Origin of the sequence: Psychrobacter sp. 78a-MNA-CIBAN-0178 (assembly GCF_040309625.1) — a bacterium.
GTDB lineage: Bacteria > Pseudomonadota > Gammaproteobacteria > Pseudomonadales > Moraxellaceae > Psychrobacter > Psychrobacter okhotskensis.
In genome coordinates this window covers 1-26,646 of record NZ_JBEOOZ010000031.1, presented here as the reverse complement: position 1 = coordinate 26,646, position 26,646 = coordinate 1, and the positions used below count along the sequence as shown (strand labels likewise).

The 26,646-nt window shown below is 41.8% G+C and carries 24 protein-coding genes; 6 read left to right on the top strand and 18 right to left on the bottom strand.

Features of this window, described 5'->3' with window-relative positions:
• Positions 1–485: 485 nt before the first annotated feature.
• The 6 genes from lspA to AAEY80_RS12870 form a co-directional block, all read right to left on the bottom strand.
• The gene (gene lspA, locus AAEY80_RS12895; protein WP_037026031.1) at positions 486–1,193 is read right to left on the bottom strand and encodes a signal peptidase II; all 708 of its coding nucleotides are present in this window, start codon (positions 1,191–1,193) and stop codon (positions 486–488) included.
• Positions 1,194–1,334: 141 nt separating this feature from the next.
• On the bottom strand, positions 1,335–2,615 hold the full coding sequence (gene ccmI / locus AAEY80_RS12890; RefSeq protein WP_350588417.1) for a c-type cytochrome biogenesis protein CcmI: 1,281 nt from the start codon (positions 2,613–2,615) through the stop codon (positions 1,335–1,337).
• Entirely contained in the window at positions 2,612–3,094 is a 483-nt protein-coding gene (locus AAEY80_RS12885; RefSeq protein ID WP_020443538.1) for a cytochrome c-type biogenesis protein, read from the bottom strand. The genes ccmI and AAEY80_RS12885 overlap by 4 nt, the downstream gene beginning before the upstream one ends.
• Before the next feature lie 83 nt (positions 3,095–3,177).
• Positions 3,178–3,771, bottom strand: a complete 594-nt coding sequence (locus AAEY80_RS12880; protein WP_045448106.1) for a DsbE family thiol:disulfide interchange protein — start codon at positions 3,769–3,771, stop codon at positions 3,178–3,180.
• Positions 3,772–3,840: 69 nt separating this feature from the next.
• Entirely contained in the window at positions 3,841–5,889 is a 2,049-nt protein-coding gene (locus AAEY80_RS12875) for a heme lyase CcmF/NrfE family subunit (RefSeq protein ID WP_201608411.1), read from the bottom strand.
• A 121-nt stretch (positions 5,890–6,010) separates the two neighbouring features.
• Positions 6,011–8,227, bottom strand: a complete 2,217-nt coding sequence (locus tag AAEY80_RS12870; RefSeq protein ID WP_058368778.1) for a heavy metal translocating P-type ATPase — start codon at positions 8,225–8,227, stop codon at positions 6,011–6,013.
• 142 nt (positions 8,228–8,369) lie between these two features.
• Here AAEY80_RS12870 and cadR point away from each other — a divergent pair, with 142 nt between their 5' ends.
• The gene (gene cadR, locus AAEY80_RS12865) at positions 8,370–8,780 is read left to right on the top strand and encodes a Cd(II)/Pb(II)-responsive transcriptional regulator (protein WP_025643920.1); all 411 of its coding nucleotides are present in this window, start codon (positions 8,370–8,372) and stop codon (positions 8,778–8,780) included.
• 147 nt (positions 8,781–8,927) lie between these two features.
• Here the strand turns inward: cadR and AAEY80_RS12860 are convergent, their stop codons facing one another.
• Positions 8,928–9,650: a CHAP domain-containing protein gene (locus tag AAEY80_RS12860; RefSeq protein ID WP_350588415.1), complete on the bottom strand. Its 723-nt coding sequence runs from the start codon at positions 9,648–9,650 to the stop codon at positions 8,928–8,930.
• Positions 9,651–10,446: 796 nt separating this feature from the next.
• Positions 10,447–11,091 carry a DUF411 domain-containing protein gene (locus AAEY80_RS12855; protein ID WP_082787298.1) on the bottom strand — a complete coding sequence of 215 codons (645 nt, stop codon included), beginning with the start codon at positions 11,089–11,091 and terminating at the stop codon, positions 10,447–10,449.
• Between the two features lie 239 nt (positions 11,092–11,330).
• Here AAEY80_RS12855 and lnt point away from each other — a divergent pair, with 239 nt between their 5' ends.
• Complete coding sequence (gene lnt, locus AAEY80_RS12850) at positions 11,331–12,899, top strand: apolipoprotein N-acyltransferase (RefSeq protein WP_068039556.1); 1,569 nt, start codon at positions 11,331–11,333, stop codon at positions 12,897–12,899.
• A 186-nt stretch (positions 12,900–13,085) separates the two neighbouring features.
• On the opposite strand, the gene AAEY80_RS12845 is transcribed toward lnt, so the two are convergent.
• Complete coding sequence (locus AAEY80_RS12845; RefSeq protein WP_201572546.1) at positions 13,086–14,012, bottom strand: cation diffusion facilitator family transporter; 927 nt, start codon at positions 14,010–14,012, stop codon at positions 13,086–13,088.
• Positions 14,013–14,252: 240 nt separating this feature from the next.
• On the opposite strand from AAEY80_RS12845, the gene AAEY80_RS12840 reads away from it, so the two are divergent.
• The gene (locus AAEY80_RS12840; protein WP_025652669.1) at positions 14,253–14,642 is read left to right on the top strand and encodes a DUF6122 family protein; all 390 of its coding nucleotides are present in this window, start codon (positions 14,253–14,255) and stop codon (positions 14,640–14,642) included.
• Positions 14,643–15,800: 1,158 nt separating this feature from the next.
• Here AAEY80_RS12840 and AAEY80_RS12835 read toward each other — a convergent pair.
• Positions 15,801–16,769, bottom strand: coding sequence for a DNA-binding protein (locus AAEY80_RS12835; RefSeq protein ID WP_025652670.1), 969 nt, complete (start codon positions 16,767–16,769; stop codon positions 15,801–15,803).
• A gap of 523 nt (positions 16,770–17,292) precedes the next feature.
• Here AAEY80_RS12835 and AAEY80_RS12830 point away from each other — a divergent pair.
• Positions 17,293–18,369 carry an RNA-guided endonuclease InsQ/TnpB family protein gene (locus tag AAEY80_RS12830; RefSeq protein WP_101211256.1) on the top strand — a complete coding sequence of 359 codons (1,077 nt, stop codon included), beginning with the start codon at positions 17,293–17,295 and terminating at the stop codon, positions 18,367–18,369.
• A 260-nt stretch (positions 18,370–18,629) separates the two neighbouring features.
• Here the strand turns inward: AAEY80_RS12830 and AAEY80_RS12825 are convergent, their stop codons facing one another.
• The 6 genes from AAEY80_RS12825 to AAEY80_RS12800 form a co-directional block, all read right to left on the bottom strand.
• The gene (locus AAEY80_RS12825) at positions 18,630–18,884 is read right to left on the bottom strand and encodes a Txe/YoeB family addiction module toxin (protein WP_025652646.1); all 255 of its coding nucleotides are present in this window, start codon (positions 18,882–18,884) and stop codon (positions 18,630–18,632) included.
• Positions 18,881–19,171, bottom strand: coding sequence for a type II toxin-antitoxin system Phd/YefM family antitoxin (locus AAEY80_RS12820; RefSeq protein ID WP_025652647.1), 291 nt, complete (start codon positions 19,169–19,171; stop codon positions 18,881–18,883). The genes AAEY80_RS12825 and AAEY80_RS12820 overlap by 4 nt, the downstream gene beginning before the upstream one ends.
• Before the next feature lie 93 nt (positions 19,172–19,264).
• Positions 19,265–19,498, bottom strand: a complete 234-nt coding sequence (locus AAEY80_RS12815; RefSeq protein WP_025652648.1) for a type II toxin-antitoxin system RelB/DinJ family antitoxin — start codon at positions 19,496–19,498, stop codon at positions 19,265–19,267.
• An 80-nt stretch (positions 19,499–19,578) separates the two neighbouring features.
• Positions 19,579–20,535, bottom strand: a complete 957-nt coding sequence (locus AAEY80_RS12810; RefSeq protein WP_025652649.1) for a replication initiation protein — start codon at positions 20,533–20,535, stop codon at positions 19,579–19,581.
• A 326-nt stretch (positions 20,536–20,861) separates the two neighbouring features.
• Positions 20,862–21,032: a hypothetical protein gene (locus AAEY80_RS12805; RefSeq protein WP_156410067.1), complete on the bottom strand. Its 171-nt coding sequence runs from the start codon at positions 21,030–21,032 to the stop codon at positions 20,862–20,864.
• 198 nt (positions 21,033–21,230) lie between these two features.
• Positions 21,231–21,572, bottom strand: coding sequence for a hypothetical protein (locus AAEY80_RS12800; RefSeq protein WP_025652650.1), 342 nt, complete (start codon positions 21,570–21,572; stop codon positions 21,231–21,233).
• Between the two features lie 262 nt (positions 21,573–21,834).
• Between AAEY80_RS12800 and AAEY80_RS12795 the strand changes: the two genes are divergently transcribed.
• Together AAEY80_RS12795 and AAEY80_RS12790 are read left to right on the top strand one after the other, a co-directional pair.
• Positions 21,835–24,483 carry a MobA/MobL family protein gene (locus AAEY80_RS12795; RefSeq protein WP_201578113.1) on the top strand — a complete coding sequence of 883 codons (2,649 nt, stop codon included), beginning with the start codon at positions 21,835–21,837 and terminating at the stop codon, positions 24,481–24,483.
• 25 nt (positions 24,484–24,508) lie between these two features.
• On the top strand, positions 24,509–25,465 hold the full coding sequence (locus tag AAEY80_RS12790; protein WP_025652652.1) for a hypothetical protein: 957 nt from the start codon (positions 24,509–24,511) through the stop codon (positions 25,463–25,465).
• Between the two features lie 188 nt (positions 25,466–25,653).
• Here the strand turns inward: AAEY80_RS12790 and AAEY80_RS12785 are convergent, their stop codons facing one another.
• Both AAEY80_RS12785 and AAEY80_RS12780 read right to left on the bottom strand, forming a co-directional pair.
• Complete coding sequence (locus tag AAEY80_RS12785) at positions 25,654–25,929, bottom strand: hypothetical protein (protein ID WP_025652653.1); 276 nt, start codon at positions 25,927–25,929, stop codon at positions 25,654–25,656.
• A gap of 156 nt (positions 25,930–26,085) precedes the next feature.
• The gene (locus AAEY80_RS12780) at positions 26,086–26,310 is read right to left on the bottom strand and encodes a helix-turn-helix domain-containing protein (protein ID WP_025652654.1); all 225 of its coding nucleotides are present in this window, start codon (positions 26,308–26,310) and stop codon (positions 26,086–26,088) included.
• Between the last annotated feature and the right edge of the window lie 336 nt (positions 26,311–26,646).

Here is a 26,646-nt window from a genome sequence, read left to right as displayed (position 1 = left end):
TGTCAGTTTGGTTAGTCATTGCTTATTCTCCTGTTAGTGGATTATAAGCAGTTACACAGTTTTTAGGAAAGGCTCGTAAGGCTTTTTAATGCGGCACTTTGTTTTTTTCTAAGATTATGTATTTGTTTGATAGTTAGCTGAGCATGTGACACTATATTATCCTTTTGTTATTTCAATAAATAATTTAGGCGGTATTCAATGTCTTTATAATAATGGCCCTGTCCAGAGCTTTGAAGTACTGGTTTTTGTCATCTACCACTTAGCACGTCACGCCTTCGTCTAGCCACTTCAAAATCATCCTGCGTTCACTCGCATACAATTATGCATTGGGTTTTGGGATATAGAATGAGAGAGTATTTGTATTAATCATATATCACCTTCCAGTTCGCATTTTTATAAACACACTTGAGTATAAAAAGTATCTTTCCGTATAGAGCAGCTATGACGCTAGTTCTTTTTATTTGTACTGATCAATATTCACTTGTTTATTCATTACGCTTACTTTCCAAAAATATCATATCAATTATAATCAACGCTACACCGACACAGACACCTATATCTGCAACATTGAAAATAGGATAATTCCAGACATCAGCATAATGCACATGGATAAAGTCAACCACTTTGCCAATTCTTAAACGATCGATTAAGTTGCCAATCGCACCGCCAAGCACTAAGGCCAACCCCATAGACAATAGCTTGGCTGTACGTGGCGCTTTGATTAAATAAATCGTTAAAAAGATAGCCATTACAAAAGCTAAGCCTGAGAAAAACCATTTCTGCCAACCGCCAGCGTCGGCTAAAAAGCTAAATGCTGCCCCATAGTTATAAGCGAGTGTCCAGTTGAGAAATGGTTCAATGACCGGTACGGGGTCATTGAACGCTAATTTGGTTTGGGCCAACCACTTAGTCCATTGATCAAGTATTAACACCATTATCGCCAACAAATACCAGATAAAAGCGCGACTGCCATTGGCAACCATTTTTGGCATTTTATCCAACTTACCTTTAGGTGTTATCGAGTTGCCTGAAGTCACGTACATAGCTTTAGGCGTATGATTCATGGTTTTAGAGTCAATCGATTGATGAGTACTACTCACAGCTATAGGTACTTTATTGTCAGCAATATTAGTACTAGCCGATTCAACGCTATTCAATTTAGTACTATCTAATCTGTCGGTAGATTCAGTCATAGTTGTTTTCTTTATCTGTGTTTATACAATGAACAATGTTAAACGTATATGTTTTTGGTATACGACTATTAATCGCGCCACTTTTATAAACGGCTCCACTTACCGCTCTGGTGTTATGAAACTTACGGTAATAATTTTTTATTAGGGAATCTGTTGATTGATTTCAACATTAACCTGAGTCTGTTCAGCGCTAATCACTATAGGATTACCCGATAAGTCGCCTGACTCTGCTATGGCATTACCGCTATGACTAATACGAGCAACGACTGCTAACTGAGTTTTGTCACTACGAGCTGAATTTAACGTACGATCTGGCATCATCGCATCAAGATTGCTTAAGCGGATACTAGCCTCACCTTGCTTGATAATACTAATGGGTAAACGTTTGGTGGCAAACGGTGGACCTCCTTTAACGTCACGTATCGCAACAAACAACACATCATCAGCTTTCACTAACGGTAATAAATTAGCGTTAATTTTCACTGTCACGTCAATACCTTCTAGCGCTTGCTTTTCTTGCGTGCTAACGTAGTTGCTTAACTCATCTAAGCTTGCTAAAGCTTTAGTATGATCACCTGGTTTGGCCACAATGCTGCCTTGTAAGCGTTTAATCCAACCTTGCGCTTGGGCAAAGTTACTACTACGAGTCTCACCCATTGCCATGAGCATTTGAGCCCGTTCATGCTGTGGATTCTTAGCTAATATAGCTTGTAATACACGGCGAATATTGGCGTCTAACTGACCTTCATTAACGAAAAAGCTAGTCTGAGCATAAGTGGTGGCGATTTCTTCATTTTCAGGAGCTAAACGATAGGCACGAGATAAGGCTTCCAGCGCAGAATCAGTTGCCTCCATAGATAAGAAAAGCTCGGATAGGCGCATCCAGCGATTAGGATCATCAGCATTACGATGAACATTGGTTTGCATGGCGCTAATCAGTTGACGACCATCTTCAAACGCCCATGATGGCGGCTTGTCAATTTTAGCTGTCAATAGGTCGTCAGCCACTTGTCCTACTTTGTCCTCAGCTGTCCACAAATCAAACACGGGCGTACGATTGCCTATTAGTAAATACGCCATTGCAGCCAATATTGGGATCCAAGCTGCGACAATTAAACGGCTTTTGACATCAGGGGTGACCATAGGTGTTATCTGACGCTGCGCATCTAATAGCTGACGCTCAAGCTCCAGCTTTTGATTTTGATAATGGCTATTATTAATAGTACCGCTGTCTTTATCTGTTTGTAGCTCAGCTAAACGTTCGCGAAATACTGCAACATTAATATCTAGCAGTTGATTGTCTATTGGTTTGGACTGCAAACGCGGTGCTCGTAGCCATGGCATAATAGCAATCAGCGCAAATATAAGAGCAATCAGCAAGCTTAGAGTTACAAATAAGCCAAAAGTAGAAAATAGAGTCATTTTTTGTCCTCTAGGCTAGTAATGTCGTGGTCGACACTCTCAGCTTGCGATAATAGACGATCAAGCTCAGCCTTTTCCGTAGAGGTCAAGGCAGCAGTACTGTTCACTGTGACGCCGCTTTGACCACGGGCAACAACTTGGCGACGCTTACTTTGCCAAAACCAACCAATAATTAAGACGAGCAATAATAGTGGTGGAAAAAACCATAGGATCCATGTTGATGGTCGCATAGGCGGCTTGTAGCTAATAAAGTCACCGTAGCGCTCTTGCATATAGACGCGTATTTCAGCATCACTACGTCTATCTTTAATTAAATCATAGACTTTTTGCTTTAGATCCTGTGCAATCGGTGCATCAGAGGCTGCAAGGTTTTGATTTTGGCATTTTGGGCAGCGAAACTCTTCTATTAATCCACGATACTGAGCTTCTTGCTGTGGTGAGTCAAAATCGTATACGTCAATAGCTGCGTTTGCCGTCATGTTAAGCAGACACGCTAGTATTAAGCTTGCTAGTTTTAAAACTATATTGGGTTTTAGTTGAGGAGCTCTTATTCGAGTAACGTTCATTTGCACATCTCCTCAACCTGAATGAGATCAGGACTATCGTTGTTCTTATTAGCCTCATTAAGTACGGTCAGGCACGGCTTAACACGCTGTTGCCAATTGGCTTCATTAACCTCACCAACAATATGCTGACGAATGATGCCATCTCCATCCACAACAAAGGTTTCGGGCGCACCAGTTATGCCTAAGTCTAGAGCAAACTGACCCAATGAATCCTGAATAGACATAGAAAATGGATCACCGCCTCGGTTTAAGTAACTGAGCGCATTACCAATCTCATCCTTATAATTCACACCAACGATATCAACGCCGCGCTCTTCTAGTTGCATTAAAAACGGATGCTCAATAACGCAAGTTGGGCACCATGAGCCCCAAACATTAAGTAAAAACGGCTTATCCGGCAAATTATCATTGGTGATAGTACGGGTAGTATCTGCTAATAACGGCAGCTCAAAGGTAGGAACCGGACGCTCAAGAGCGGTATTGGTCACAATGTCTGTTGGTTTACCTAAGCGCATGTACAATATAACTACCAAACCAAAAAAGAGGATAAGCGGAATTAAGAACCATAGCTTCGTCTGCTTTTTTTTCATTGTCTTTGGGTTACGCTGCTTACTGTTTTGGCTATCTTTTTGCTCAGGAGTATTATTCGACATAGTCATTTATTTCTCCTTTAGTGTCGACATCGTCGATACTGAGATTGCCTGCTCAATAGCTACCTCATTGACTCCATAAGTAGCCAAACTACCAGTAACTAGCAACGGAGCTTTAATTTTTTTGATGCGATATCGTTTATCAAGCATACTAATTAATCCACCTAGAGCCATGATAATTGCCCCTAACCAAATCCAGCGAATTAATGGTTTTACATAAATCCTTAATGCCCATTGGTTACTACCATCGGCAATAGGTTCGCCCAGTGCGACATAAACATCGCGCATAAGATTGGGGTCAATAGCAGCTTCAGTTGTTGGCATCGTGCTGATAATATAAGTACGCTTTTCTGGAGTCAGTTTCGCCACTTCACGACCGTCTTTGGATACCACCACTTGCGCTTGCGTTGCATCAAAGTTACTACCCTTTATTTCAAAAAATTCAGTTACTTCAAAATCGTAACCTTGAACATTGACTGTATCGCCAATACCCATTGCTACGTCACGCTCAATACTCAGGCTACTAGTAAAGGCTATGCCAATGACAGCAACCAATACGCCAATATGAGCAGTCTGTTGACCCCAATAGCTAAGACGCAGCTGACGCAGACCTTTAAAGAAATTAGGGGCGTTCTTGGTTTTGTCTCTAAAGTCAACGATCATCCATAGCAGTACCCAAAAGCTCACCGCTAAAGTCACGCCAATATTGAACATAGCAGATGGACTGGTAAAGTAGGCGATAATAGCAGCCAATACGATACTACTAGCGGCAATGGCGATACCCACCCCTAGTAACGGACGCTTATCTTGTTTCCAGCGAATATTTGAGCCCATACCCATAGCTATTAATAACAGCCATGTCAAAGGCACAAACAGCGCATTGAAGTATGGAGGCCCTACAGATACCTGACCGAGACTAAAGGCATCAGCGATAATAGGATAGAGGGTGCCGAGCAGCACCACTAAGGTTGCAATCAAAATGATGGCGTTATTGATCACTAAAAAGGACTCACGTGAAATCAGCTGATATTGACTTTCAACGGTTAAACGCCAACCGCGAACGGCAAACATTAATAGACCACTACCGATGATAATGCCAAGAATAGCTAAGATGACCAAACCACGCGTCGGATCAGCGGCAAACGAATGCACTGAGGTAAGGACTCCAGAGCGTACCAGGAACGTGCCAAGCAAGCTTAAGGCAAAGGCGAAAATAGCCAGCATGATGGTCCATGCTTTAAACACCCCGCGCTTTTCAGTGACTGCTAATGAATGCAGCAATGCTAAGCCGACAAGCCAAGGCATAAACGAGGCGTTCTCTACCGGATCCCAAAACCACCAACCGCCCCAGCCAAGCTCGTAGTAGGCCCACCACGAGCCCAGTGCAATACCAATGGTCAAAAATCCCCAAGCCGCGAGCGCCCATGGACGTGACCAGCGTGTCCAAGCAGCATCTAAACGCCCTTCCCACAATGCCGCCATACAAAATGCAAAAGGCACTACCATACCCACATAGCCCATATATAACATGGGCGGATGAATAATCAGACCGAAATCTTGTAGGACAGGATTTAAATCAGCGCCATCGACCGCTAGATTGGGTAAGGTACGCTCAAACGGTGACGAGGTAAATATCAGCATTGTTAGCATCATTAACTGTACACCGGCCAAAATAACTAATACCCGCGCACGCATTGATAACGGCAAGCCGCGACTAAAGTATGATACCAGTGCACACCATGTGGCCATGATGGTCATCCATAGCAGCAAAGAGCCCTCGTGTCCGCCCCATGTCGCCGATAACTTATAGTACCAAGGCAACAGCGTATTGGAATGCTGCGCGACGTAACTGAGGCTAAAATCATTATAATAAAAACCTGCTATCAAAGCGCCAAATGACGTTATCATGGCGGCAAACTGTGCCCAAGCTAAGCTAGGGGCTAGTCGTTGCCAAGCAACTTGGTTACGAATAACACCAATAGTTGGCAGAATTACCTGCAATAACGCCAATACAAAAGCGGTAAGCAAGGCAAAATAGCCCAATTCTGTAATCAACATACGGTCTAACCTTATTTACTCTAATGCGGTTGCAGTTTACTGTAGCGGTGGAATTTTTATTATTAGAACCCACCCCCGAAATCTGCTGCTATCTCTAGTTTTTAATTGATTTCGAAGGGTTTTATTTAACTACTTTAGGCGGAGTTACCAGTGGAGGCGCGCCTTTAAAGCGCAGTAAACGTAACGCATTGAGAGTAACGAGCACTGTTGCTCCAGCATCAGCTAGAACCGCAATCCATAGTCCAGTAATGCCGAATACGGTCGTGATCAGAAAGACGCCTTTGAGACCTAAAGCGAAAATGACGTTCTGATGAATGTTGCGCATGGTGGCACGCGAAAGTGCAATCAGATGGGCCATGTCTGTAACACGACTTTTTAATAATGCGATATCGGCCGTCTCAATGGCCACATCGGTACCACCACCCATCGCGATGCCAACATCAGCGGTTGCTAGTGCTGGCGCATCGTTAATACCATCACCCACCATCGCTATTTTGCGGTTATTCTTCATCTCGTTAAGCAAGCGCAGTTTGTCCTCAGGCAACAGCTCAGCTTCCCATTCCACGTCTAAATTACTGGCAAGTGCTTGAGCGGTTAAGCGGTTGTCGCCTGTTAGCATGACGGAGCGCACACCCATCGCTTTAAGTTGAGCCACACCTTCATGAGCGTCGTCTCGTAACTCGTCTCTTAGTGCGACCAATCCAAGCACTTCTCGACTTTGCTCATCGAAAAGAACTGAGACGGTCTTGCCCTCATTTTGCAGCGCCTCGATTTGTGCCTGTTGCTCGGCTGAAATTGATGCCTCATCTGCGGCATAAACAGGCGAACCGATAGCTAGCGCGCGCCCAGCGATAGTTGCGTGTACCGCTTTACCCGCAGTAGCAGAAGCTTTAGAAGCCACAGGTATGACAACTTTGGCGGCTTTGGCATGACTGACAATAGCTTCAGCAAGCGGGTGACTAGAACCTGTCTCCACACTGGCAAAGAGCGCCAATACCTTATCTTTACCTTGAGAACCCTGATCCTGAGAATCCTGACCTTGAACACTTGAATACTCTTGTGTAATGTCAACAACATCGGTCACGCGTGGTTTGCCTTCAGTTAAAGTGCCTGTCTTGTCAAAAGCGACTGTCTTCACTTGGCCGATGGTTTCTAAAGCACTACCGCCCTTGATCAGCAAGCCGCGGCGCGCACCGACCGCTAGACCAGAGGCGATAGCAGCTGGTGTTGAGAGCACAAGAGCACAAGGACAAGCGATCAATAATAAGGCTAGACCTCGATATAACCAAGTTGACCAATCTCCGCCCATGGTTAACGGTGGGACGATGATAATTAGGGCGGCAATAGCCATCACAGCCGGTGTATAGTAACGACTGAATTTCTCAATAAAACGGGCAGTGGGTGCTTTGGAAGCTTGCGCTTGCTCTACCAAATCAATAATGCGCGAAATAGTGTTATCGGCGGCTGTCTTTTCTACGCGCACTTGGAGCACACCATCGATGTTAATTGACCCTGCAAATACATTGTCACCCATCGTCTTGGCAACAGGAACAGACTCTCCCGTCACGGGCGAATCATCAAGGCTGGACGCACCTTGAACAATGGAACCATCAGCAGATACCCTATCTCCAGGACGCACCAGCACAAGGTCATTCACTTGTAGTGAAGTCGCTGGAACGTTACGCTGCCCACCTTGAGCATCAAGTAAAATCGCACTTTTCGGAACCAGCGATGATAAGGCTCTGATGCCAGCGCGAGCGCGATCAGCAGCGATACTCTCAAACAGTTCACCGATTGAGAACAAAAAGACAACCGCTGCGGCCTCTTCAGCTTCACCAATGATAAGTGCGCCAAGCACGGCGACGGACATCAGCGTTTCAATTGAAAAGAATGAACCTGTTTTAGCCAGTGCTAAGGCTTTGCGTGCAAATGGAAAAACGCCTACAATCACAGCGATGGCAAACACCCATATCCCATAAGCGGGGAACAGTAGTGACAGTGCATAAGCGCTGCCCATCAAAATACCGAGACCAACAACCTGTTTGCCTTTTTGAGTTTGCCACCACCGCTTATCCTGCGGAGCCATCTGATTGTCGCTGTCAATATCAATAGCCGATACAGTTTGTTGACCAGTATTGGCAGATATACCGAACCCTAGGCTTTTGATGGTTTTTTCAATATCACTAGCCTGAGTCGGCGCATCAGGGGCCAAGCTTAGCTCTAGCGTTTCTGTAGCAAAATTTAGCTCAACATCAGAAACCCCAGGCATACGTTTCAAAGCTGTTTCAATCTTGCCGATGCAACTGGCACAGTCCATACCTTCAATATGATATTTCATAATAATTTACCCTTTGAATAATGATATTATGAACCCTCTAGTGGCTTTAGAGTCAAGGTTATTTATCTACAGTTTCGTAATTTTAATTTCTCTAGCGCTAGTCTTTACAGCCACTTTAATTATTTAAATCATAGAGGTTGTTATGACAATCAAAATTGGTGAGCTCGCTAAACGCACAGGTGCCACAGTAGAAACCATTCGCTATTACGAAAAGGAGCACTTATTACCCGAGCCTTTTCGTAGCGAAGGGAATTATCGTTTATATAATGAAGAGCACATTGAGCGTCTACAATTTATCCTACATTGCCGTACGCTCGATATGGCTTTAGATGATGTGCGAATCTTACTTGAATACTGGGAGTCGCCTGACAAGGACTGCGGCGATGTGAATAACTTGCTAGATGAGCACATTCATGCTGTGGAAATACGAATGGAAGAACTGATGCACTTAAAGCATCACTTGACCGTTTTGCGCCAGAAATGTGCAAGTAGTGCACCAGCGTCATCATGTGGCATTTTAAACGCGCTTGTCGATAACTCCTGTCATGAGTAATGATATCAGTAGTGTTCATTTCTGACGGATCAAATCATGAAAGGTTAAATACGCCCTGATGTTAAGCACAAAAAAACCCAGCAATGATATTAAGATCACTACTGGGTTGGAGGAAATAACAACTATGTTGTGCTGACTTAGAAAGTCTTATTTATCATTCATAGCAAGGTGGATATTACGATCTGATGCGGATGCGTCATCCACGTATTTTGAATCGCGCCATGTCGTATAAGCATAGACACCACTGTATGGGCTGATACTGTTCTGACGGAAGTCAGAAATCCAATTTGTACCATCGAAAATTTGAATATGGCCATGCGGGCGCTTTGATGAGCGATCATAGACAATAACATCACCTACTTGGGTTGGCATATCATTACTGATTTTGCTAAAACCTGCTTTATCAAGCGTGCCACGAGTGGCGTACTGATAGGCTGAAGGATTGGGTGTAAATTCATAACCAGCTGATTGTAGTGCTTTACGTACGTAACGGGCACAATATCCAGAGCTGCCAGATAAAGCCACTTTTGAGGCGCGAGCAGCAGCGATAGCGGGGGCTGAATTGCTGTCAGGAACTGTATTGACTTGCTGCTGTTGTTTTTCAGCGTATAAGCGGCTGTTTAATGATGAAAGCTGATTCTCTTTTTGCTTGGCCTGCGCACTTAGGTTGCTAATTGCTTGACTAATTTCATCATTACTAGAAACATAAGCACCACTTTTGGTGCTATAGATGTTTTTTGATGAACCGTAGTTTGATGCCACAGAAGTATTGGTGATGGTATTATTTGTTTGAGAGATTGTGATAGCAGCACCACTCGTTTGTGCTATGCCCATACCCAGTACTGACAAAATCAATAAAGCCTGTTTCATAAATCTAATACCTACGGTTAATTCAAAATCGTCTGTTATCAACAACAGCGCAGTCAATTAAATCTCAATAACTCAAGTATATATATGTCATAGTGACTGATACTTCTGCTGCATATTATTCATATAAAAAATGATTATTGGCGATCACAGCTCATTGAAGTCTTACGAAGCTGTTACAAATCAAGCTGCTGACCAAAACACAAAGCCGACTTTAGCATAGGTTGTTTAGCCTGTCATTCCCCTTAAAAACCCCAAAAATACTTTTTTGATGTCGAAAAAATTGCTAATATCCCACATTTTACAATGTAAGTTTGTGTAACATGTACAGAATATAGCTGACTAGATTGACCACAATTTCTACTGTTTTATAAGCAAAAAAACGTCTGAGGGTTAAATCTATAATTTAGATTTAACCCTCAGACGTTTTTCTATTGGATGAAGTAATTACCCTATATAGGGTCTAACTAATTATTAAGATAATATAATAATTTATAATATTAATATAGATGTTAATTCCCTACTGGCTTATGTAATATTACGTAATTGTTTCGATACATCCTGTATATTCTTGTATTAACCCTTAATTATTTATCTATTTTAAGGGTTAATAACCGATAAATTCGCTTACATTGTCATCAAAAGTTACAAATTCAAAGTTATTTTTGCTTTTAAAGTCGCAATAGCTAATGATTTTTTTGATGAAGAATCATTTTATAAGCAATAGAACAGTCTTATACCTGCCTCATTTACTTTTAACGCTAACACTATAATCAAAGTATTCTTAACTGCTAACACACTATAATTGCTGCTCTACCGATTCAATATCAGCATAAACTTGGGTCGTCCCGTCTTTATTGAGCTGCATAACCTGATAGGGCATGAATTTATTTTGATACTCCATACCTGGGCTGCCAACAGGCATGCCAGGTACGGCAAGACCCATAGCTTGTACTGGCGGATTTTCTAAAAACTGCGCCATATATTTAGCGGGTACATGACCTTCAAAGACGTAACCATCAGTAGTGACTACAGTATGGCAAGAACGCATTTCATTTGGAACGCTGTAGCGCTCTTTAAATACGGCTAAGTCCGCAACATCTTGCGCGGTTGCACTTAGACCATTATCTTCTGCATGACTTATCCATTCTTTACAGCAGCCGCAATTGGCATCTTTATAGACAGTGGCTGAGACGTTTTTTAGTAGGTCTGGTTTACTTACTGATGTCATCATAGGAGTATTTATAACGTTTGGTTCAGCTGTCTTCGGAACAGTCACTACATCTTCAGTTGATGCCGATGTTGTGCTTGCATCAGATACGCCACTACTCGGTTGGCTACAAGCAAATAGTGATGAGGCGGCAAGTAATACTAACGTACTACGCAACCCCTTAGACAGATAACGATTGAATATAAGACTGGATTTTATTTTTAAGGGGGTCATAGTGCTCTCTCATGTACTGTAGATATTGTGAGCTATAGAAGGTCAAGTAACACTTCATATCGTTTGGTAATGTAGCATAATAACCCATCAAACGGAGTACGTAAATTTATCCATTGAGCAGTGCGGACTGGTATCATAAGCAGTTTTCATTTTGAAATGCTGCCTGTAGTATTAACAGGTCTATCCGAGTTTTGGATTTTGACTAAAAATTCAAAACTCATAATTTTGGATAATTTGCGATGCGCCTGTCTACTATTAATCTACAAAAGCGTTTGAGTACTCACTCAAATCAATTACCGCTATGGTTTACGCTAGTAGCAGCATGGCTTGCAGGGGCTATTTTTTTATTTGCGCTAGCGCCTCATGGGTTCTGGCCGCTAGCAATAGTGTCACCAGCGATTTTATATGCGCTGTTGGTACCAAATATGAGTGGTCGTCGCGCTTTTATTATCGGTGAAGCTTACGGTATGGGGCTATGGTGCGTCGGCGGCTTTTGGCTCTATACTGCCATCCATGATTATAGCGATACTCCAACGTGGCTCGCATTGATTATGATTGGATTGATGGGTCTCGGTATGGGACTGTTTCATGGATTTTTAGCACTAGTCTTTAACCGTATGGTAGGCAAACAACCCTTTTCATTTGCTGCTCTTTGGGTGCTACAAGAATGGTTAAAAACTTGGTTATTCACAGGCTTTCCGTGGCTATTTGTTGGTTATGCATTTACTGAAGAGTATTGGTTATCGTCCTTAGCACCCGTTGCTGGTGTTTTTGCCGTCTCTTTTGTTGCCATACTATTGGCTGCAAGTTTAGTAGAGCTACTGCTTCGACGCAGTAGTTATGCCGTCGTTTCTGTACTGTTATTAGCCATTAGCACATCATTATGGCTGGTCAATCCGCAATGGACAAAACCTAAGGGCACACCTGATCTGTCAGTGTCATTGATTCAAGGTAATATTTCACAAGATATAAAGTGGCTGACGCAATATCAAGTAGAAACGCTAAAGATTTATGCGAAGTTAACGCGCACTGAGTGGGGACGTGATGTGGTGGTGTGGCCTGAATCATCTATTCCGATGTTTCAGGATGAGGCTGCGGGCTTTATTAGTGAAATGATAGAAATGGCCAATGCGACCAATACGACATGGATAACTGGTATCCCTTATAAGGATAAAGCGGCATTCAATGCCAGTACGGATAAGTATCCCCCATTTTACAATAGCGTGATTGCTCGAGGTGTAGAAGCGGAAGGCCTATACAAGAAGCAGCGTCTAGTGCCTTTTGGAGAGTATATTCCATTTGAAGGCGTGCTCGATATTTTCCCAAGTTTGGCCGGTAGTCAGGATATTAAGAGCTATAGTCGTGGTAGTGATCAGCAGTCACCGCTAAAGGTGCGTGAACACAATATAGGGACGGCTATCTGTTATGAGGTAGCTTATCCAGATACCACGCGTAAAAATGCCATCGATACTGACTTTTTGTTGACCGTCTCTAACGATGCCTGGTTTGGCACTTCAGCAGGACCATTGCAACATTTGCAAATGGTACAAATGCGCGCGCTTGAGAACGGGCGCTGGTTTATTCGAGCGACCAATACTGGTGTTACCGCTATCATTAACCATAAAGGTCGTATTGTAAAACGCGCACCGCAGTTTGAGCGTACTGTACTACGTGGTGAGATACAGGCACGGGTTGGTAACACGCCCTTTATGCTTATGGGAAATTATCCTATCTTGATAATAATAACCCTGTTATTACTAATAAGCTATTTTGGCAAAGGTCTAACCACACTTAGAAGACGAGGGTAATAGTAAACTTAATCATAATAATTTAATCAGCGTAAGTTTTTTATTTTTTCTAGGTAACGTCCTAACGCACGTAAATATAAAAGTTTTAAACTATTGATCACATAAGAACTGATTGAAAAAATTATGTTGACATAAGGCACGCGCCTCATACTTAAAAAGAGATAGCTATATACGGTCTATCATCTTTTAGTTGATACTTTCATTTAATGCACGCGATTTTTGATTGTCATCTGCCTTAGTACCAAATTCAATAGTTGCATGTTGTATATTCTGATGCGCCAAATCTTCCTTGATGTTTTCTTTCATAGTAATAGTCTCTTCAAACGTTATATCGGTCTTCGGTACAATATGAACTGTAAGAGCATTCTCAGTGGTACTCAAAGCCCAGATATGTAAATGATGAAAGTTTTGAATAAAATTATAACTCTCTAAGATAGCAGTGATTTTACTGAGATCAACATTTTGAGGTACTCCGTCGATAGCAAGCTTGATACTCTCTTTTAGTAGACCCCAAGTCGATAACAGTATAACGACTGAAATAATCAAGCTAACTAGAGGATCAACGATATTCCAACTTGTATAGTAAATAATAATGCCCGAGATAACGACACCTAAAGAGACCAATGCATCTACCATTAGATGCAAGAAAGCACCTTTGATATTAATATCGTCTTTTTGACCTTTGTAGAATGCAAAAGCAGTAACAGTATTTATAAATACACCTATTAGAGCTGTAATAATAATAACTTTTCCTGCAACTTCCGGTATCGTATCAAATCGACCCAAGGCCTCATACGCAATACCTATAACGATTGTAACTAACAATATGGCGTTAATAAGAGACGCCATTATAGAAGCTTTTTTGTAGCCATAGGTATAAAGCGTAGTAGATGCTTTCTGTGCTAATTTCATTCCAATTAACGAGATTATTAAACTGGCAACATCACTTAAGTTGTGGCTAGCGTCTGCGATTAAAGCTAATGAATTAGTTGAATAGCCCACTATAAACTCGATGAGCGTAAATGCAGAATTTAGACCAATCCCAATATAAAAAGCTTTATTCATATTTTTAGGGTCTGGAGCTTGATGACTGTGGTTATCTGAATTACTCATGATTCATCCGTATTTAGATTGCTGCATTTTAATTTGAAGAAAAATATATAAAGTCTATTAAATAGCTATTATGGTAATAAGTCTATATCTCATCTCAACCAGTGATTTTTTGGACAGGTATAATAATGAGAAGGTGAGTGTATGATGTATATATTTCACATGCAATCGAAAGACAAAAATATCTTATGTTTTATCTGAGATTGATGTGCCACTACAAACTATCTTGAATCGGAAAAATCGATGAGTCAAACCGTTATCCATTATTTTCTACATTTTGGCATGCCGTTGATTATCGCCTATATGTTTTTTCGTAGTGACTATAAGCGAGTTTATTTGATCCTAATAGCAACCATGCTAGTTGATTTAGATCATCTTCTAGCGACACCTATCTTTTCGCCCAATCGTTGTAGTATTAATTTCCATCCGCTACATACTTATTATGCGATGGCAGTATATGCGGGCATGTTGTTTTTACCAAAGCCCTATAAGATAATTGGTTTAGGGTTATTACTGCATATGTTGACTGATTTAAATGACTGTATAATGACCTATATTAATTGTCCACAGTGTTTGAGTCAGGCTCCTGCCCGTGAGTTGGTAGCGTGGTTAGGCAGAGCTATTAAGTTTTAATACGGTTGTGACTACATTCCTTTGTTCAGAGGATATAGTCTAAACAGAGTTTGTGGCACAGCCAGCTATCAGTACAGTGGATAGTGGAGGAATGGTAAAGATAATTTTCAAGTTATACTCCTACTTAAACCACCCTAGTATGGTTGGAAATTTAACGTCTTGTGAGTATGTACTAAATGCTAACTTCAAAATAATTGAAATACTTACGCTAAATGATGATAAAAAAAGCCTAAGCAATTTAATGCAGAACTAGATATTAAAAACCTAGTCTATATGTCAAACAAAAAAATGCCTCTGGGAGTTGACTCCTAGAGGCATTTAGTTTTTAATGTAATTAACGGTTACAGTGTGCGTCAACACGCTGTAACGAACAAATAAGCACACAGACTGCGTTATTTGAACAGCATTAAATGCCCGTTTAGGGTCATTTTATCCAAAAACTGCTTTCATATCAACCTTATTCACTATACATTTTAAAAACTGCTTGTTCGCTCGTTACATCCTTGTGCTGCTCTCTTTGTACCCGTTACCCGTCAAATGGGTGGCAGGCCTCGGCGACGACTGCGTTTGACACAGGGGTAAGCTCTCGACAGGGGGTTCTAGACATATTGAGCAACGCAATGAGTGGTTACTCGTGCATATCGTAGCGGTATATTGGGTTTATGCCCTTGCTAGCGTATGACAGCACAGTAGCGGTTAAGAGCGTGTCTAGGCGGTGCTATCAGCCGTAATCTTAACAACCGTAGCTTGATACAGTGATACGGTCTTGATGACGCGATGGGCGATGAAGTCGGCATGACTAATCACATCAAATCCAAGGAATGCACTAAAGCGATTGTGAGTATTTTATCTACTCATAATCGCTTTAGGGTGAGTGTTCCTTGAAATCTGCTCAAGGCTCCAAAATCAGCATAAATTCACTTAGGCTAATTTAAGTAGTATATAGCCCACTCGGCTATATACTATAAGAGTCCAGAGAAAAATTTAGAATAGTTATTATACAGCAGTCACTTATTCAGTGAGTCGATATTGTCATGGTTGATTCATAAGCTTAGTGTGAATAGAACGAGATCTATGCCTTGGGTAAACTACCTCCCAAACTTATAACTGTTCTTTATCTTGAAATCCTAATTAAACTGAAACCTCGAATACTTTTATTTAGTCAGCATCCAAAGTATTATCTTTGTTTTGAATAAGTATTAGAGCATCTTGTGCTTTCTTAAGTTGATCTTGTAACAGAGTCACTTGTTCCTGCTTTGATAAATGACGGCTTGATAGCTCGCTATATTGTTTATTCAATACGCTATGCTCGGCTTCAAGCTTAGCCTGAGTTTGAGTCAGCTGATTATTAAGTCCTGATAGCTTGTCACGTTCAGCGGTGACTGCCTTTAACTCTCCTTTGATCTCTGCGGTAGCCGTTTGTATATCATTCCGCTCAGTGGTGACTGCCTTTAGCTCTGACTTAGTATTTTTAAGTTCAATCTTTAAACGTGCAATCTCTGCCTTATCACTATCAGCTGTGGCTTTAAGCGTGGCTACCTCACCAAGACTGCTAGTCAGCTCTATAGATTGCTTATCTAATGCATTACTCACCTCTGCAAGCTGTGATTGCGCGGTCTTAGCCTTAGTGCGTTCAAGCTCTAATTCATGCCTAGTATCTAATAGCGTCTGTTTGGTAGCGTCATGGTCAGCTGTGGCTTGCTGTGCGCTTTTAGTTGCTGTTTCCGCAGTGCCGGTCACCTCGTCCAGTTGCTGTAGTAAATCCGCTTGTTCCCCCTCCAAGGTCTTAACCGCTTCTTGCGCTTCGTCCATCTCTGCTTGTGCCTTGATCTTAACCACCTCTAAAGCTTCACGCTCTTTAGACAATCTATCATTAGCCATATCAATAGCCGTCTGCCACATATCAGCCCCAAGCGTGTGCAAGCGTTCTGTGATACCACTAGGTAAGTCTACTTGCTGTAGCTCTTGCTCTTCTTGCTGTTCTCGCTTCCAGCTTTGCATAGCATCACTGATAGTCGTGAATGATCCACCGCCTAGCGCCTTACGCACCTCTGCCAGTGTCGGCTTAACCCCTTGCTCTTGTAATTGGTCTGCTGCTGCATGAATATCTTGTATCGTGAGTGCCATGATTTTGTATCCCTTAATAGTATATTGTAGTATGTTGTATATAATATACTACAATATACAACATACTACAATATAGAATGTAAAAAAACCCCAAGTAATCTTGAGGTCATGTGCTTGTTATTTAATGCCTAGTGATCGGTTAGGTATTCTTCTAGGGCATCGTTGATCATGTCTTGATAGTTACCGCCTGTTTGCTTAGCTCTGTCCTTGAATTTGGTAAGGATACTTGGGCTAATGACACTGGTTTCCGTAGACAACGCTTGAGATTTGATACTGCCACGGATCGCGCCTGACCAGTCGGTGACTTCTGGAATGTCCGATAAATCAATGTCGTCATCGCTAAGCGTGGCTAGATGCTCTGAGTCTGCTTGCTGCTTAGCAGTTAGTGGCGGTAATTCGTCTATTTTATCATCTAACGCCGTAAAACCACGTCCTTCTAGGGCGTGGATATCAGGCGTCAGTCGTTGTCGCCCAGTATGGCGAACCCCTTGATACCCAACTGCATTGAGATCATAATTACTCCATGAAAACGCTCAAACTACGCATCAAAGACAAACACGCCACTCAGCTCAATATCTTAGCTGGGGCAGTCAACTTTGTCTGGAACTACGTCAATGAGCTAAGTTTTAAACATTTACAGCGCACGGGCAAATTCTTTTCAGCCTATGACTTGGCCGCTTATACTAAAGGGGCGGGTGAATACCTGAATCTGCACAGTCAAACCTTGCAAGCGATCAGTGAGGTTCACGCTAAATCCCGTAAACAGTTTAAAAAAGCCAAACTCAACTGGCGTACCAATAACCCAAAAGCCAAGAGAAGAAGCTTGGGCTGGATTCCGTTTAAAAAGACCGCCATTAAGCACCTAACAACCCGTCAGTCAGGCAAGAAAAGCCTTAAATCTACTATTCAGCTAAGCCTCGCTAAAGGCAAAAAGCTGATCATTGATTTGTGGGATAGCTATAACCTCTCGCTCTATACCATCAATACTTGTGAGCTGGTACAAGATGCACGAGGTCACTGGTACGCCTGTATCACCGTCAAAGAATTTCCAAAAACAGTTTGTGGTACGGGCCAAGTCGGTATTGATTTAGGCTGTAAAGATGCCGCAGTCAGTAGTGAGGGTGATCAGCTACAAATCAAAGTCACCCATCAATACGCAGAAAAACTGGCCATCGCTCAACGTGCCAAAAACAAAAAACGGGTTAAGGTCATTCATGCCAAGATTAAAAACACCCGCCAAGATCTGATTCATAAATTCACATCAAAGCTTGTCAAAGCCAACAGCTTAATCGTTGTTGGTAAAATCAAATCAAACTCATTCACTTCATCCAAACTGGCCAAATCCGTCTATGATGCTGGTTGGTTTGAGATTAAGCGGCAACTGGATTATAAATGCGCGAACGCAGGTTGCCACTATATCGAAGTCAATGAAGCGTACACCACCCAAACCTGCTCGTGTTGCGGCTCTCGCCAAGACAGTCCGAAAGGTAGAGAAGGTCTTGGTATAAGAGCATGGTTTTGTCGTTCTTGTAAAACGACCCATAACAGAGATGTTAATGGAGCAAAAAACATTCTCGCGGTCGGGCTTGGCCGTCTTTAGTAGGAATCCCCGTTCCTTTAGGTCGGGGAGGAAGTCAATCTGTGGTAACGTGATCAGAGGTATAGTCATTATTAGCAATTATATGGCGTCGTATGACCACATAAGGTTTGTTATCGAATGTTTAGGTCGAAATACTAACCAATATATTTAGACGTCTCTACAGAGCTTTCTCGTTCGTTTTAGGACACATAGCCAGAATGGAAAATAAAAAAGTGCCTGATTCTTAGGATCAAGCACTTTTGTGAACTAACACTGTTTACTTAATAATGATATCGGCACTGAACGATGATAATGGCATCATCTTGAACCTCATAAACCAGTCTATGCTCTTGATCAATGCGACGCGACCAATAGCCTGCCAGATCGTGTTTGAGTGGTTCAGGTTTACCAATACCCTCAAATGGGTCACGTTTGATGGCTTTAATCAGCTTACTTATTTGCTTGACCTTCTCTTTGCTGGTTTTTTGCCAGTATTCGTAGTCCTCCCACGCATCCTGTGTCCAAGATAAGATCAAGCGTCCACCTCATCATCACAAGTCAATAATGCGTCATCCGTATTGATGTCATGCTCGATTAAACGACCCGCCTTAGCATCGGCTATAGAGCGTCTGAGGCGCTTGGCATTAGTGGGGCTTTTTAGCAGATGAAGCGTTTCCTCATATGAATTAAACTCTTCTAAACTCATGAGTACCGCAGGTTTGGCGTTTTGTCTAGTAATCACGATCGGCGATTTGTCGGTATCTACCTTATCGATATATTTGGCTAGGCCCTTTCTAAAATCAGTGTAGTTCACAACATCCATAACGATTACTCCGTGTTTGGTCATATTTATTTGTATGACTGATATTATATACCATAGCTGTACTTATATCTGTACAGTTATTTTTACACTGATTTATTTATGGCGCTGGCCGCTCAATCCGTAATCACCCGCAGAAGTTTGTGGCGGCGTATTAAGATTAGAGGGTTTTTGATAATCAAAGGATAACGGCACGGTATTGGTTTGCGCCACTTGAGTTAAGAACAATTTGATTGCTTGAGACGGCGTTAATCCATAGCTTTCAAACACGGCAAAGGCGCTATCCTTGAGCTCTTGATCGAGCCTGATATTATAATTGGTTGTCGTCATGGCATTACAAATGGCTTATATATGTACGTACAATATAAACCATTTGTAATGCCAAAACTACTAAGCATGCTTTTTTCATATTATGATTTCTGCTTAGGGAACGTATAGCCTATCGCCAGTAAGTGCTTTTTGTGGGTCTTTAAAAAAGCTTCATCTCTTAATTGAGTGTGTAACCAGCTGATCACTTCTTGGGTACTTTTTCCTGAAGGCGCATAGCTACCAAATGGGGCATAGTTAGCCAATAGAGGCGCAAAACGGTCGATCTGTTTGACGGTTAAGGATGGTATATCTCTATTCTCATTATTCTGATTTAAGTCCTCCAGACTTTTTTTCTTGGTGGGCTTAGCTTTGACATTAAATTTTAGTCCTGTGACGGTACGACCACGTTTAACGTTTTCATAGGTGATTTTAATATCTGACTTTTCTGTTATTTCTTCAACGCTTGGGTTGATGACTCGACTTTTTAGGTTGTTAATACGTTCGTAAGATTTAGAAAGAGCTAGCTCCTCTCTAATTTCTTCAAGTGACATTGTCCACGAGCTCATTGCCTCATGTTTTTTGGCCAGATGGTATATATCTATTGAATATTCACCCTTCAGTTTAAGTACATCTTCTTTTTTATATTTAGTGAATGGATTATTTTCATCAAAAACCTTCAACATCAGTAGCACTTCATCTGTAAAACATAGAGACACATAGCCATCTTCATATATTGATCTGATGACCCACTGTACATTGACACGGCTACCGCGTTCATTTCTATAGCTAAAAAATCGCCTCATCATCGTTTCACTAGCATCTTTTAATTGAGTATAAGCAGAATCCACTTGAATGTTGCAAGCCTCTGCAAATGCTTTCGCGGTTATCTCTATAGTGTCTTTTTCAGTGGCATCTATCAAACGCACTACTGAACTAGCAAGCAACAGCAACCGTTTTTCATCAAGTGTCATTTCATAAAACGCTTGTAGAATACGATTTTGCATAACAACCCAATTTGCAGGGTATTTCTTCTCATATAAACCAACTTGGTTAGTCATATCTACGCCTTAATGCTCAAATCTATCTAATTGTAGCATAATACCTGCTGATTGTAGCTTTTAACCTAGCTGATTGTAGCATTAACCTAGCTGATTGTAGCATTAACCTAGCTGATTGTAGCTTTATAGATCTTGAAGCCCTTAATTGGTAAGGTCTGAGAGCGTCCTAAAAGTCTTTAAAAGTCTTTAAAAGTAAAAAATATGTTTTTATATTAAATAATAGGAAAAAAACCAAAAAACCGACGGATTTAAGATGATAATTTGATCGACCAATCACTTATAAAACTTATCAGTAGCTCAGAATGCAATTGTCCATTTACTTGATGTTAATCCTCGTTCACATAGTTCGGATCAAGCTTGGATCTTTGAAAATCTTCAAAAGCATGGTCAAAGATATTTTGAATATCTTCATCTGTCATTCTGGACAACCCTGTTTTCACATTCTCAATATCAGTCTCATTTTTTGTAGATAGTTTGTCTTCATTTTCAGTAGCCATTATCGACACATCTGTAAACACTTATCAAACCGTTGCTAAAAAGCCTAGAAACCACTCTTATATACGTTTTACGCTCTGTCCGATACGATGGTAGCTAAAGCTATTCTAAAACGCTTAAAACAGCCGATAACCGTCTCCTAACCTTTCGCTAATTAGTAGACGATCCAGCTGTACCTTCAATTAGGCGATTTCGAGTAGCTACTGTGATGATGAATAAATATCAAGCAATGAACCGTGGTCACTGTCCTGACTGTTTTTAGGTGGTGTAAAGCTGCTTGGTACCACCTCAGCTTTACTTTGTATTTTATTGGCAATTGCTTTCAAAAATTCACGGTGCTTTTTCAAACGAGCATATTTTTCATTATCGTGTGCGTCTAAAAAAATAGCTTGCAGTTCATGATTATCATCATCGTCTAATGCGTTGGCCAACCACTCCCCCAATATTTTATGTGCTTCAAGCCTGTCCTGATCAATCTCTTTTTTAAGAGCCTGTAATTGCTTAATCTTATTTGCGAATAAATCATCTGATATTACTGACATTACCTCATCCTTTTTTTAGCCAACTATGATAGAGTTGATCCTAGCAGTACATACATAGGTATGCAAGGTAGTAAAATACACAAGACCACATCGTTTCGTGGGCGCAGTAGTATTTTAACCCTCTGTTAAGAGCGAACTTAGGAGTTTATGTAAAAAAGACCCACAAGGGGTACTGTTTTTTTACATAAACTCCGTCGTTCGGCAGGGGGCGAACCCCCTACAACCCCCAAAAAATCATCTCTCAATATTGGGTTTTTTTGCTATGAATAATAAAGGGTTTCACCTGTCGGTTAGCGCCGTTAGTAAGGCGAAAAATCATAGCGTGGTGGCAAAGTCGGCTTATAATTCTGGCTCAAAACTGGTTGATGAGCAGTCAGGAGTCGTCCACGATTACACCAGTAAAGCTAAAGACAAAATCTTAAATTTAGTAGACAGTGATGGTACTAAATACACGCAAGTTCTTGAGAAAAATGTGATGCATACGGCGTTGATAACGCCAACTCTTGCTGGGGATCTAGCAGTGACACGTGAGGGTTTTTGGAATGATATCGAACGCATTGAGACTCGTAAAAACGCGCAATTGGGTACTGAGATTGACGTGATGTTTCCTGATGGGATCACCGCGGATCAGCGTATAGTTCTGGCCGAGCGCTACGCTCAAACCTTATCTGATCGCTATAACGTGCTTGTCGATGTGGCCATTCATCGGCCCCACAGTCACGAGAAACATGTGGGGGAGGTTGAAGTGGTTGAGCTGACCAGTCGTAACTTTCATGCCCATATTTTACTCTCAAGCCGTGAGATAGTAGCGGATGTTGAGGGTTATGCTTTATCAGCACGCAAGAATTGGTTGCAGTGGTCAACGGAGGAGCGGTTATCTAAGGGGTTAAACGGACGCGGCGATGAGCTTAAATATCAACGCACCCTTTGGGCGGATATGGCCAATGAGCTACTGCCTAAGAATAAAACCATTAGTGAGAAATCCTACCGTGAGCTGGGCATCAATCGTTTGCCAAAAATGAAACTGGGTAAATCACTATATAAGGATATTCTCAAAGGCAATCGTTCAGTGATTCACGAGTACAACGAGACGATTGATGAGATCAATGCTTACATTGAAAAAAATGGTTTAGTAATTGAGTACGACGACAAGGGACGTATTGACCTAGAAAGCAATGAACAAGAGGTTAACGGCGTCACAATACATTATAAAAAGCGTAAACCCTTTGCGCGAATTGAGCTCAGTAATATCCGCTTTGTAGATCCTGCCGCTGAACTTGAACCCGCTATCCCTAAAAGTAACAGTCAGACGCATAGTGATGCGGCCAATGATCACGTACTTGATGAGCTTTTAGCAATCTCAGCCGACTTTGTGAGTCAAAAAAAGATGGTACGCAGCGCCTTATTTTCAACCATTGATGCGCTGCATGAAGAGTTAGCGCACCAGTCTAAACAGATTATTACCATTGATAAAAACATTAAGAGTACCCAGCGGTTCACCGAGGAGGTGGGACAGGATTTTAGTGACCCCCGCCAAAAAATGATTGAGCTTGCTAGGCAGATAAGCACAAAAGAGCAAAGTGAGGCACTAAAGGCGGCTTTAGCGTTGGTTGAGGAGTTTAGACAAGATGATACCCTACAAACAGGCCGCGCTGTTAGCCGTCTTGAAGAGCAGCTGTCACAGATTGATAAAACGGTGCTGAACAATAAAACGGTTTTAAAAAAGCTGATCCCGCTTAATAATGAAGTCATTGCTGACTACAAAGGGTTGAAGGCCACGCTAAAACCCTTTGCCGCAAAGCTGAATAAACTGGCGACTGGCTTTAAAGCTCTTGATGAGATTGATATTGAAAAATCCGACTTATCCTTACAGTGGGATCAAGCGTTTGCGGATCTACAAGAGATAGACGTCACCAATAACATGGACACTTATCATAAGTTTGCCGCATTTGCAGATCTGGATGTTGAGCGCTTTAAATATCTTCAAAAAGAGCGTGAGGCGCTCAGTACGTTAAAAGCAGTAGAGGTAGACGCGGATGCTTACACTCGTTTAACGGCATTGACCGCTGATGTTAAAGCGTTTAAGACTGCCAATGATAACGACATCAAACAGTTAAAGCAGCAAATTAATACCAGTCAAAAAACCTATCAGCGCCTGTCGCCGTTTTATGAGCAGCGTATCGCCTTACTGGATCAAAGTGAAGCTGTGATTGTGCAAGATGATGACCTATATGATGAGATTACCCGTACCAAGACCACTCAATTGAACGCAGATCGGCTTGATGACTGGCGCAACCGTACGATGGTGCTTCACCACCAGCTCAATAAAGCACATGAGCAAGCAAAGCTTAAGGAAGAGGCTGAGCGCGCACGAGAGGAGGCTTTAACCAGGCGGCGAGTAGCTTTACAACAGAGACGGCAGCAGGCATCTCTTAAGCGTCAGCGAATCAATGAGACCAAAGCATATCGAGATCGATTTGACAATTTAGTGGTACGGGTGCGTGACCGCGTTGATGCCCTTGATTTTAAGGCCGTTGATGCACCGATCGAAGTGATCAACGCGGCTGAGGCGGTTGCCGCACAAGCATTTATATTCACTACTCTAAAACACACTGACAGCTTTACGACACTACAAAAAAGTTTACGAGACACCGATGCCAAAAAAATTGCAACGCAGGTGCAGAAGGCAGCAACGACGCTATGGCAACAGCTTGAGCGCTTGCCTGACAATCAAGATAAGGTCGAGGTATTAACCCAGATCAATGAGCGCTTTGAGCACGTTCCTGCTATCACCATAGATGGGGCAACGCTCACACAAACTGTGACAGATCACCTGCAAAAAACGAAGAACGCCATCCAAGCGCATGAACAAGCACAAAGACGCCGCTACTCCTCACCACGCCCATTTTAGGCGGCATTATAATAATGAGTACCCCATGAATAAAGACAATAGCAATGAGCAAGACATACACGATCAACTTGTTAACCTAGTGACTTCATTGACTCCGGTCATTGGGGCCTTGCGTGAGCTGATTAAGCGAGCCGATGATGCGGTAGCGAGGCGGCTTGAGCGTTCGCTTAGCGGTATTGATAGCAAGGTGAATGAGGTGTCTTCTGCCATTGAAGAATTAGGTAGTAGCGCAAGCACGACTTCGCAGGCATTGAGCCAGTATCAAGAACTCGTGTTAAAGCAGCTTCAAGCAGCAGTGACGGCTTTCACTGACAATGAGATGCCGCGTCGTTATGATGACAAAATAGCGGGCATCATCACCGATATGAAACAGCAGATTGATACGGCTGTAGAGTCGGTCGTCACTGCTAAAAACGATAGCATAGAGGTACAAATCAGTACCATGCAAGGAGTTGCTGATAAACTTAGCGCAAGCGCTGACAATCTAGCCCTATTCACCAATCAGTACCAAGCTGGTCATAAGCAGATTATTGAAGATATTGAGACCTTTGAGACCACCACCAAAACGCGGATTGAGCAGGTCGAGGGTAGAGCTAGTAAAGACTTGGACAAAATTCATAAGTCCATTGAGACTATGAGTATTAAAAGGATTGCAGCCGCTGTCGCAGCGGGTACGATGGCTGTGATAATAAGTTTGGTGGCTCTGGTATTTTGGTATGTGCCAAGCTTTGATGAGATTGCAGAGATGAAATACCAGCAAGCAGAGCTACAGCGCGGCATCGATGAGCTTGAAACGGGTTGGAAACAGGCCTTTAATAATGCTCAAAGTGCGCAGTTTATTTTGGCTTGTGATGTTAATAAAGAGCAGCCTGATGCAATCAGCTGGTGCGTTAGAGCAGACAGTAAGAGTGTTTTGAGAGATGAGAGAGGCTTTGTTTATTATAAAATAGCTGGGGTGCCGCGTGCAAAGCCGACTGAGTAAAGACGTATGGCAATAGTGAGCTATATTGCCCAAAAGTGCGTCTTCTGAAACATATAAGACTGAAAAAAGGCTTGTTTGATTGTCGTTATCTTTGTCTATATTAAAAAGCCAGATAATGACACTTTATCTGGCTTTAAGGGTTATTGTTTCTTGTTAAACAAGAAGTCTGTAAATATAAGCTAAAGTGACTAGGCTGCTTGGTCAGTGTAAGCTGTGACCAACTCTATAAAAGCAGTTTCAAGGATGCTTAAAGTGTAGTCGTCAACGATAAGACCATCATCCAGCTGTCGTTGCACCCAGACATAAATCGCTTCATCATTATAAAGAATAGCGTCAACACCAAGTAATGATGCCAGTTGTACGCCTTGCTGTACTTGTAAGCTGAATAACAGCTTAGAGGCTAAATTTTTAGTCTGTTCACTAAACCAAGCGCAGCTGTTGAGCCGCGATAGATTGTTATTCATTAGTATTCTCCTGCAGATTATTGTGTATAAATAATGGATAAAATGACTTACTACAGGTCAAATTATACCTATATTTTAATCTATTGCAAGAGAAAATAACCTTCTGTAGGTCTTTTTATACTTTTAAAGGTGATAATGTCTTATGAGCGAAGGTGTTCACTCAGGCGACTCACTGCTGTCCTCATTTATGATTTCATATAAATCACCAACATTGATTCTAAGATACGTGCATAAAGACTCGATGACATCTAGATCAACTCGGGTGGCTTCTTCATGATACATGCGAGTAATGGTGCCACGATTGATGCCAGTATCCCTTGCGACATCGGCAATTTTAAGGCGTCTTTCGCCCATGATGGTCGATAAGTGACACTTCACCATAGTGGTTTCCTCATTAACGATTGGTGGTTTTGATTGGTGAGCAGATTATAACGAATATGAGTGGCTAACGTATTCCTTTTAGTAGCTCAAATTGATATTCAACAGCGGTAATTTACCTGGTAGTAGGCAGTTCGTTATGCTGTCTTTGATACAGGACGTCTATCATGATGGATATACGCTAGTTAGAAAAGGTGATGCTATTTTTACTATGAAGTATTGCTATTAGTAGTAATGTGACGTACATTTTTAGTTATACTTATATACTTATATACTTATATACTTATATACTTATATACTTATATACTTATATACTTATATACTTATATACTTATATAC